At 67.4% G+C, this 8,906-nt stretch carries 9 protein-coding genes; 6 read left to right on the forward strand and 3 right to left on the reverse strand.

Annotated features, from left to right (window positions below; all coding sequences use genetic code 11):
- The 3 genes from WMN78_RS13300 to WMN78_RS13310 form a co-directional block, all read left to right on the forward strand.
- The coding region (locus WMN78_RS13300; RefSeq protein ID WP_340534187.1) for a hypothetical protein at nt 1-313 on the forward strand (313 nt) is incomplete at its 5' end.
- Between the two features lies 1 nt (nt 314).
- Nucleotides 315-1,919, forward strand: a complete 1,605-nt coding sequence (locus WMN78_RS13305) for a radical SAM protein (RefSeq protein WP_340534188.1) — start codon at nt 315-317, stop codon at nt 1,917-1,919.
- An 8-nt stretch (nt 1,920-1,927) separates the two neighbouring features.
- A complete protein-coding gene (locus tag WMN78_RS13310) occupies nt 1,928-2,314 on the forward strand; it encodes a hypothetical protein (RefSeq protein WP_340534189.1) in 387 nt (128 codons plus the stop codon).
- A gap of 41 nt (nt 2,315-2,355) precedes the next feature.
- Here the strand turns inward: WMN78_RS13310 and WMN78_RS13315 are convergent, their stop codons facing one another.
- Nucleotides 2,356-2,706 (reverse strand): DUF3846 domain-containing protein, encoded by a 351-nt coding sequence (locus WMN78_RS13315; protein ID WP_340534190.1) that lies wholly within the window; start codon nt 2,704-2,706, stop codon nt 2,356-2,358.
- A gap of 160 nt (nt 2,707-2,866) precedes the next feature.
- On the opposite strand from WMN78_RS13315, the gene WMN78_RS13320 reads away from it, so the two are divergent.
- Nucleotides 2,867-3,415, forward strand: coding sequence for a low molecular weight protein-tyrosine-phosphatase (locus tag WMN78_RS13320; RefSeq protein WP_340534191.1), 549 nt, complete (start codon nt 2,867-2,869; stop codon nt 3,413-3,415).
- The gene (gene pabB / locus WMN78_RS13325; protein WP_340534192.1) at nt 3,412-5,496 is read left to right on the forward strand and encodes an aminodeoxychorismate synthase component I; all 2,085 of its coding nucleotides are present in this window, start codon (nt 3,412-3,414) and stop codon (nt 5,494-5,496) included. The genes WMN78_RS13320 and pabB overlap by 4 nt, the downstream gene beginning before the upstream one ends.
- 1 nt (nt 5,497) lies before the next feature.
- Here the strand turns inward: pabB and cls are convergent, their stop codons facing one another.
- Entirely contained in the window at nt 5,498-6,973 is a 1,476-nt protein-coding gene (gene cls, locus WMN78_RS13330; protein ID WP_340534193.1) for a cardiolipin synthase, read from the reverse strand.
- Nucleotides 6,974-7,078: 105 nt separating this feature from the next.
- Between cls and WMN78_RS13335 the strand changes: the two genes are divergently transcribed.
- Nucleotides 7,079-8,023, forward strand: coding sequence for an aminodeoxychorismate lyase (locus WMN78_RS13335; protein WP_340534194.1), 945 nt, complete (start codon nt 7,079-7,081; stop codon nt 8,021-8,023).
- 89 nt (nt 8,024-8,112) lie between these two features.
- Here WMN78_RS13335 and WMN78_RS13340 read toward each other — a convergent pair whose 3' ends face one another.
- Complete coding sequence (locus tag WMN78_RS13340) at nt 8,113-8,724, reverse strand: DinB family protein (RefSeq protein ID WP_340534195.1); 612 nt, start codon at nt 8,722-8,724, stop codon at nt 8,113-8,115.
- Nucleotides 8,725-8,906 lie beyond the last annotated feature (182 nt).

The following is an 8,906-nucleotide window of genomic DNA, read 5'->3' on the forward strand; positions in this document are numbered from 1 at the left end:
GGCGGACGGGCACGGGACGCCCCAAGAGCCGGCAGGAGGCTCCATGGCGCTCGGCGCCGTCCTCGGCGCCTTGGTCCTCTACGTGGTCTATGTCGGATCGCTTATGGCCGCCGGACCCTACGCATGGGGCTCCTTCGGCCTCGGCGGCCTGGCCGGCTTCATACCGATCGTCATTTACTTGCTGGTGGCCATCCTGCTGGCCGTCAGGCGCCGCACCTCGCGGCTCGGTGCGGGACTCCTGATTGGCCTCGGAATTTTTGTCCTGTTCGGCGGCGGACTCTGCGTCGGCGCCCTCACCCAGATGGGGGCCTGATATGAATCCTTCACCTTTAGCCGCAGGACGGGCGCTGCCCGGCCCCGGCCAGCCCCTGCGCGGTGACCGGATCCACCGGTATGTCACTGCGTTCTGCCCCCGCTGCCACGAGACGAACCCTCCGCTTGCCCAGGTGCGGCGCCTGTCCGGGGTGCTGCTCATCCGGGATGACCGCGTGTGGCTCGAACGCGGCTGCCCCGACCACGGCCTGGTGCGCACCCTGTACGACGAATCGCCGGAAATCCTGCGTTACCTGGAAAAATGGCAGGCGCCCACCAAACAGCACATCCCCGACCAGGCGGACAACTACCGCCCGATACCCGAGGCCTACGCCTATGGGCTTCCCGCCATGCAGACGCAGCACACGTGCATCCTCCTGCAGGACATCATCGAGCACTGCAACCTGCGCTGCCCCACCTGTTTCACCTCATCCGGCCCGCAACTGCAGGGGGTTGCGCCGCTCAGCGAGGTGCTTGCGAATATTGATGCACGCCTTGCCCGGGAGAACGGGCGCCTTGATGTGTTGATGCTCTCCGGCGGCGAGCCCACACTGTATCCGCATCTCGCCGAACTGCTGGAGGAACTTGTTGCCCGGCCGATCGTGCGGATCATGGTGAACAGCAACGGCATGCTGATCGCGACCGACGACGAACTGCTCGCCTTGCTGGCCAGGCATCGCGACCGGGTGGAGGTGTACCTCCAATACGACGGCCCCTCCAAGGAAGCGTCGATCCACCACCGCGGCGGAGACCTGACGCGGTTCAAGGATGAGGCCATCTCACGTTTGTCTGAAGCAGGCATCTTCACCACCCTGACCATGACGGCAACCCTCGGCGTCAACGACGGCGAGGTGGGCGCCGTCGTCATGCGCGCCCTGGAAACCCCGTTCGTGGGCGGAGTAGCGCTGCAGCCGGTGTTCGGTTCCGGCCGCGGGCACGGAATCGATCCCCTGGACCGGCTCACCCACACGGGCGTCCTCGAAAGGCTGGCGGAGCAAACCAACGGGGTGGTCTCGTGGCATGACCTGACGGCATTGCCCTGCTCGCATCCGCACTGCGCGTCCGTGGGCTACATGCTGAAGGATGACTCCGGTGTCTGGCGCTCGCTGACTGCCCTCATCGGGCACGACCAGCTGCTCGCCTGGCTGGAACTCAACCCGGACAGCCTCGCCAACCGCATCGCCGACAGCGCGATCCCGCTCGAACTGCGCAGCCTGATGAAGTCCTCGCTGCTCGATCTGCTAAGCGAACAGTCGTCCCTGTCCCACCCGCGGACGGCTGACCTCTGGAAGAACATCTGCACCCAGTGTGACCTGGGCATCGGGACGCTCACCACTCTGGCCGCCGGCAAGCTACCGGGCCAGCAGCAACGGCTGCGCAGACTCCTCGCCGAACGCGTCACCCGCATCATGGTGAAGCCGTTCATGGACATTTCCACGATGATCGAAGAACGGCTCACGCAGTGCTGTGTCCATGTGGGAACCAAGAGTGACGCAGGCGGTCATCAGTGCGCCCCCTTCTGCGCAGTGCAGGCGTGGCCCGCCCTGTCCAGGCAACGAATGAGCACTGCTACGGGTCAGCAACTGCTCCCGGTGCGGCAGCTTTAGGGAGGATCATGGGTTCCGACTCGGACGCCCGGCGCATCGCATCCGGCCCCCTGCCCTCGCAGCTGGTGCCACCCCGGGACGGCGCCGGGCCAGCCGCCCCGCCCGGGGGCCAGCCCAACTCCGACGCGCAACCGCAGGAGGCTGCCCCGTTCGATCCGCTGCGACTCTGCATCTTCGCCACGATCGCCCTGCTGGGCTGGCTGGCCGGCCCGGTGGCGCTGGCCGTGTTCGCGGCCATCGGGTTCACCGGGTACTGGAAAGCGCGCCGGAGGGGCCTGAAGAAGTCGAACTGCTACCTCCGCGACACCCGGCTCGTGCTCGGCTATCTGGGCGTCCTCCTGGGCGCCGGCCTGTGGGGGATGTACGCGCTCGGGGCCCGTCTGTTGGGTTTCTGAAGCAGGCTGAAGTGGCGCATGTCCTCGCGGGCCAGGCACACCTACGCGGCCAGGGGGGAGCCGAACATTTCCGCTGCACGCCGCAACAGGTGCTCCGGAACGTCCGCTTCGCCGCCGCGCCCGGTACGGCCCAGGAACACCGCTGTGCCCCGGGCGGCATCGGACAGGTCGAGCCCGGCCTCACGGATAAGTTGGGCAGCGCGGATGTTGGGCGGCAGGTCCATAAAGTGGCCTTCGGCGTTGAGGTAGACATGCCAGTCACCGCGGCTGACGGATTCCAGATGTCCCCCGACGAGGCCCTGAAGGGTGTCGGTCGTCGCCTCAAGGGTCATGGTCCGCAGGGGTTCACCCAGCCGGGCCGGGATGACCAATGCCATACATGTCGTGCTCATTTTTCTTCCTCAGTACTAGTAACTGGGAGCTGCCTCAATCTGTTCCCGATCGCGTACTGCGAACGCCAAATATGACGGAAGTCGAAACAGTATTGACCGAACCGTAATGCGGACGGCCCGTGACTAGCCAAGAGGGCCCACCATCCCCCATGCTTGCTCCATGTCCTCAATGTCGAGCCCATACCGGATCATCGCGGTCTGCACCGGAAACATCTGCCGGTCCCCGATGGCCGAGCTGATGCTGGCCGAGGCCTTCGCAGCAGCGGGGCTCGCCGGCGCCGTCGTCGTGGATTCTGCCGGAACCACAGCCTATGAGGCCGGCCGCCCCATCGATCCCCGGGCCGCCCGCAAACTCGCCGCCCACCAGCTCACCTCGGAGCGGCACATTGCACGCGAGTGGCGCCCTGAATGGTTCCGCGACCGCCACCTGATCCTCGCCCTGGACGTGGACCATTACGGCTGGCTGCGGGCCACCGCCCCTGACGGGGAGGCACTGGCCCGGATCCGGATGCTGCGCAGCTTCGATCCGGCAGTGTCCGGCCGCGATCTCCTGGACCAGGGCATCGAGGACCCCTGGTACGGAGGCCATGCGGACTTCGACATCACGTGGGACCTCATCAAGGCGGCCATTCCCGGAATTGTGGACCATGTCCGCAGGGAAGTGCCGCAACAGAACCAGTCCGGGCAGCAGGTACGCTCTATTTCATGACCCCTGCACCCGTGATCATCGCCATCGACGGCCGGTCCGGCGCAGGAAAAACAACCCTCGCGATCGAGCTTGCCGCCAGGCTGCGGGAGCACCACAAGGTGTCGCTGTTCCATCTGGAGGACATCTATCCCGGCTGGAACGGGCTGGCGGCCGGCATCGAGCGCTATGTCAGTACCGTGCTGGCTCCGCTGAGCCGCGGGGAAGCTGCTGAATGGGTCAGCTGGGACTGGGAAAAGCATTACGACGGCGCGACGCGCACCACCCTGCCGGCTGAGATCGTGATCGTGGAGGGCGTGGGGGCCGCGGCCGCCGCCGCCCGCCCGCTGCTGGATGCCGTCGTCTGGGCGGAGTCCTCCGACGACGACCGCCGCACCCGGGCCCTGGCACGCGACGGCAGCACCTACGAACCGTTCTGGGACCAGTGGGCCGCGCAGGAGGACGAGTGGCTGGCAACGGACCCGGTGCGGGACACTGCCGACATCCGCGTGCTCAACCGGGCCGACGGCACCGCCCCCGACGACGTCCTCCAGGCGCTCCAGTACCTTCCGGCTCTGGCGGCAGTGCTGCTGCCGGAGCTCTCGGCCCGCCGCGGCCTTCAGCTCCACGCCGAGCGGCTGGACTGCGATCCCGACGCCGCCCGCCTGTTCGACGCCCTTTACGGCCGTTCGCCACGTGCGGTATGGCTGGACTCCTCGCTTCGGACGGAGGGGCCGGCCGCAGAGCGCAGCCGCTTCAGCATCCTGGCGGACGACGGCGGCAGGTTCGGCCAGGCCGTCCGGCACCAGTCCGGCGTCACCCGCCTGACGACAGGCACCGCCACGGTTTCCACCGCGGGACCGTTCTTCCGCTGGCTGGACGGCGTCTGGGGCCGCCGCGCACTCCGCCCGCCCGAAGGCTACCCCTGCGAATTCACGCTCGGCTGGCTGGGCTACCTGGGTTACGAGCTCAAGCGTGAAACCGGCGGCAGCGACGTTGCCTCCGGAACGCCCGACGCCGCCCTGATCTTTGCCGGCCGGGCCGTGGTCCTGGACCACCGCGAGGGCAGCGCATGGCTGCTTGCCTTGGAGTCACCCGACGCCGCGGACTGGCTGGCCCGCGCCCGCTCGGCAGTCACGGCGGCTGCGGCGCCAGCCGCAGCACCGGAACGCGGCGACAGCACCGCCGTCGAACCCGGAACACAGCCTGCCCCCGCCTTCACCGGGCGCGACACCGAGACTGCCTACAAGCGCAAGATTGCGGACGCGCAGCATGAAATCGCCGAGGGGAACACGTACGAGGTCTGCCTCACCACCGCCGTCACCGCCGTCGTACCGGCGGGGGCGGACGGAACGGCAGGGCAGGACGGAACGGACGGGCTGGATCCCTGGCAGGCGTACCTCGCCCTTCGCCGGAAGAACCCGGCGCCGTTCGCCAGCTACCTGCGTTTCGGTGAGCTGACGGTGGCCAGCACGTCACCGGAGCGGTTCCTGCGGATAGCGGCCGACGGCGGCATGCGCGCCGAGCCGATCAAGGGCACCCGCCCCCGGGCCGCGGAGCCTGCCCGCGACGACGAGCTGCGGCGGGACCTGGAGTCTTCCCCCAAGGACCGCGCCGAGAACATCATGATCGTGGACCTGCTCCGCAACGACCTGAGCCACTTCGCCGTAGCGGGATCCGTCACGGTCAGCCGGCTCTGCGCCATCGAAAGCTACGCCACGGTGCACCAGATGGTCAGCACCATCGATGCGAAGCTCAAACCCGGGCTTCCGCGCGCCGAAGCCGTTGCCGCGTGCTTCCCCGCCGGGTCCATGACGGGAGCTCCCAAGATCAGCACCATGGCCATCCTGGACCGCTTGGAAGCGGCGCCGCGCGGTGTCTATTCGGGCGCCATCGGCTACTTCTCGCTGAGCGGGTCGATGGACACGGCGGTGGCCATCCGGACGCTGGTGATGCGCGCAGACGGCGCAGGCGGGACCGAACTGAGCCTCGGCGTCGGCGGTGCCATCACGGCGGATTCCTCTCCGCAGGAGGAGTACGACGAAATCCGGACCAAGGCGTTCGGGGTCCTGTCCGCATTGGGTTCGGGGTTCCCGGAAAGCTGACCTACTGCAGGGTGGCCGTGAGCCGGGCGACGTTGTCCACGTACTTGACGGCCATGGGCCGCTCCATCCAGTCCTCGAGCGTCAGCTCGCGGGAAATATCCCGGTAGGTGTCCTCCACCGCGCGCATCTTGGCCACGATGTCGGCGCCCAGGAGCATCACCGAAACCTCCAGGTTCAGCGAGAAGGACCTCATGTCCATGTTGCTGGACCCCAGGACGGCCACTTCGTCGTCGATGGTGAAGTGCTTCGCGTGCAGCACGAACGGCGCCTTGTACAGGTAGATCCGCACACCCGCTTCCAGCAGCGCCTCGTAGTAGGACTGCTGCGCGTGGTGGACCAGGAACTGGTCGCCTTTTTCCGAGACGAAAAGTTCGACGTCGACGCCCCGCTGCGCCGCCGTCGTCACCGCGTAGAGCAGTGAATCATCCGGGACGAAGTACGGGCTGCAGATGGAGATCTTGTGCTGGGCGGAGTAGATCAGCGTGTTGAAGAGGCGCAGGTTGTTCTCGGTGATGAAGCCGGGGCCGCTGGGCACGGCCTGGGCGGTCACGGCGCCGGGTGCCGGCTCGGGACGGTGGGCCAGTTGGTCCTCCAGGGACTCGTCCGTTTCGCTGAGCCAGTCGGTGGCGAAGACCACGTTGAGCGTAGTGACAATCGGTCCGCGCAGGCAGGCCATGAGCTCCACCCATTCGCGCCCCACCTTGCGGTGCCGGGGGTTGTTGTAGGAGGGCTCGATCAGGTTCTGTGAGCCCGTGAAGGCGATTTCGCCGTCGATCACCATGATCTTGCGGTGGTTGCGCAGGTCGGGGCGGCGCCACTGTCCATGCACAGGCCGCAGCGGAAGCATGGGCCGCCACTGGATCTTGCTCGCTTTGAGGCGCCTGATGAGCTTCCGGTAGCCCTTGATCCGCAGGGTGCCGAGGTGGTCGAACAGCACACGGACCTCCACGCCGCGCTCCGCAGCCTCTTCCAGGGCGGTGAACAGATCCTCCGTGATGTGGTCCGTGCTCATGATGTAGAACTCGGCGTTGACGAACGTCTCCGCCCCGCGCACGGCCTCGGCCATCGCCTTGATGGAGTCGGGGTATCCGGGCAGGAGCTCCACGCTGTTGCCGTCCACCATGGGCAGTGAACCGAGCGTCTTGTTCAGTTCAGCCGCCGAAGCCACCCACTCCGGGCCGTCGTAATCGCTTTCGGCGGCGGCCAGCTGGGACGTGCCGGCACGGACCCGCTTGTTCACGGCATCCTGCTGCGCCCGGCGCTTGCGGGAAAGCTTGAAGTTTCCGAACAACAGGAACAGGACCAGGCCGAGGGCGGGCACAAAGAAGATTCCCAGCAGCCAGGCCATGGCCGTGGTGGGACGGCGGTTGCCCGGGATAATGCCCAGCGCCAGCACCCGGATGACCAGATCAACAATGCTCAACGTGAGCACGAGCCAGTAGGGCGCGGTGCCCACCAGCGGAAACGGCCACAACACAGAGGGACCCCCACGGTTACTCGCCCGCCGGACCGGTTCCGGAGGCATTCAGCACAGCCTATCCCGCGCAGGGGCCGGAGCCGGGGCCGCGGCTAAGCTTGAGGCATGACTGCTGCTGCCCCGGCCACCGTGCTCGTATTCCTTGACCCCCGGTTCGACGACGGCCGGATCGCCGATGCGTCGCAGCCTCAACTGATGGCCACGGACCAGGGCGCCACCCGGGGCGACGGCGTCTTCGAGTCCATGCTGTCCGTGGGCGGTAACCCGCGGAAGCTCGACGCGCACCTGCGCCGGCTGCAGGGTTCGGCCCGCGCCCTGGAGCTGGACATCCCGGCCGAAGATGCCTGGCGCCGGGCCATCGCGACGGCGGTGGCCGAATACCGTTCCCAGCATCCCGCCGGCACACCGGAGGAAGACGAGACGGTGGTAAAGCTGATTTGCACCCGCGGCGCCGAGGGCGGAGCGCGGCCCACCTGTTGGGTCCAGGCTTCCCCCGTCCCCGCTGCCGGCCGGCGCCAGCGCGAGACCGGCATCGACGTCATCCTCCTGGACCGCGGCTACGACAGTGAAGTGGGCGAACGGGCGCCGTGGCTGCTGCTGGGCGCCAAGACGCTCTCCTACGCGGTGAACATGGCGGCCCTGCGTTACGCCCACAACCAGGGGGCGGACGACGTCATCTTCACGTCGTCCGACGGCCGCGTCCTCGAAGGCCCCACGTCCACCGTCCTGCTGGCGCACCTTGACACAGTCGACGACGGCAACGGCGGCACCCGCACGGTGCGCCGCCTCATCACCCCGCAGCTGGATAGCGGCATCCTTCCGGGCACGTCGCAGGGCGCACTGTTCGCGGCCGCCAAGGCCGCGGGCTGGGAACTCGGCTACGGCCCGCTGGAACCGCGCGACCTCTTCGATGCCGACGCCGTCTGGCTGATCTCAAGCATCCGGCTGCTGGCTCCCGTGAACCACATCGACGGCAAGGAAATCGGCACGCCCGCGCTGCGGAAGCAGCTGACGGACGAACTCAACGAGCTGTTCGCCACCATCGAGTAGGGCTCCCACCCCGGACGCTCTCTCACTTCCTGGCCCCTCTTTCCGGACGCTCTCTCACTACCTGCCGGGTGAATCCCGGCGCTCTCTCACTACCTGGCCCCTTTTTCCGGACGCTCTCTCGCTTGGTCCGCTGCTTGCCGGGCCGCCGCCTCGATCCGCGAGCGGTGTTCGCCCCATTCGTCAGTGGTACGCGTTGTCAGGTTGGGATCGCCCGGCCGTTGGCCCGCTGATCCGTCGATGAGCTCGCGAAGGATGTCCGCGTGACCCAGGTGCTGGGCCGTTTCGACGCACATGTGCACCAGGATCTGGTGCAGGGTCACGTGCCGGCGTTCCTCAGGCCACCAAGGGACAATCCCCGGCGCCTCCAGCGGGAGCGCGTCAATGGTCGCATCGCTGTGCGCCGCGGAGTAGTGGTGGAGTTCAACAATCTGCTCCCGGCTTTCGTCCGGGGCGGCCCACATGTCGGCGTCGGGTTCTGCATCCTCAGCCTCCCAAGGCAAGGCACGGGGACTGGGCCGCCCGAAGACCTCACCGAAATAGCCGAGTTCCACGCTGGCCACATGTTTGACGAGGCCCAGCAGGTTGGTCCCGGTCGGCGTCAGCGGCCTCCGGGCGTCGTACTCGTCAAGCCCGTCGAGTTTGCCGAGGAGGTCCGCACGCCGGGTGCGCAGGTAGCGGTGCAAAACTTCCTTGTCATCCATAGCGGGCACTATACAGACGCTCTCTCACTTCCTGCCCTGTTTTCAGCCACGCTCTCTCACCTACGTAAGCTGCCAGCGGCTATCCCTGGCCCCGCATTGTCATGAAACGACCGCTGTCCACCGACGAGTGATCGACAGAAACTGCGAGAGCGTCCTAGCCCACGCCGCAACAACTGAGAGAG

The sequence above is a fragment of the Arthrobacter oryzae genome, assembly GCF_037911235.1.
Taxonomy (GTDB): Bacteria; Actinomycetota; Actinomycetes; order Actinomycetales; family Micrococcaceae; genus Arthrobacter; species Arthrobacter oryzae_E.

What these genes read in the sequence shown, in the direction of transcription:
- WMN78_RS13340 (WP_340534195.1), bottom strand. Translation starts at nt 8,724, where the DNA reads ATGGATGACAAGGAAGTTTTGCACCGCTACCTGCGCACCCGGCGTGCG.
- WMN78_RS13335 (WP_340534194.1), top strand. Translation starts at nt 7,079, where the DNA reads ATGACTGCTGCTGCCCCGGCCACCGTGCTCGTATTCCTTGACCCCCGG.
- WMN78_RS13310 (WP_340534189.1), top strand. Translation starts at nt 1,928, where the DNA reads ATGGGTTCCGACTCGGACGCCCGGCGCATCGCATCCGGCCCCCTGCCC.
- WMN78_RS13315 (WP_340534190.1), bottom strand. Translation starts at nt 2,706, where the DNA reads ATGAGCACGACATGTATGGCATTGGTCATCCCGGCCCGGCTGGGTGAA.
- WMN78_RS13320 (WP_340534191.1), top strand. Translation starts at nt 2,867, where the DNA reads ATGTCCTCAATGTCGAGCCCATACCGGATCATCGCGGTCTGCACCGGA.
- pabB (WP_340534192.1), top strand. Translation starts at nt 3,412, where the DNA reads ATGACCCCTGCACCCGTGATCATCGCCATCGACGGCCGGTCCGGCGCA.
- WMN78_RS13305 (WP_340534188.1), top strand. Translation starts at nt 315, where the DNA reads ATGAATCCTTCACCTTTAGCCGCAGGACGGGCGCTGCCCGGCCCCGGC.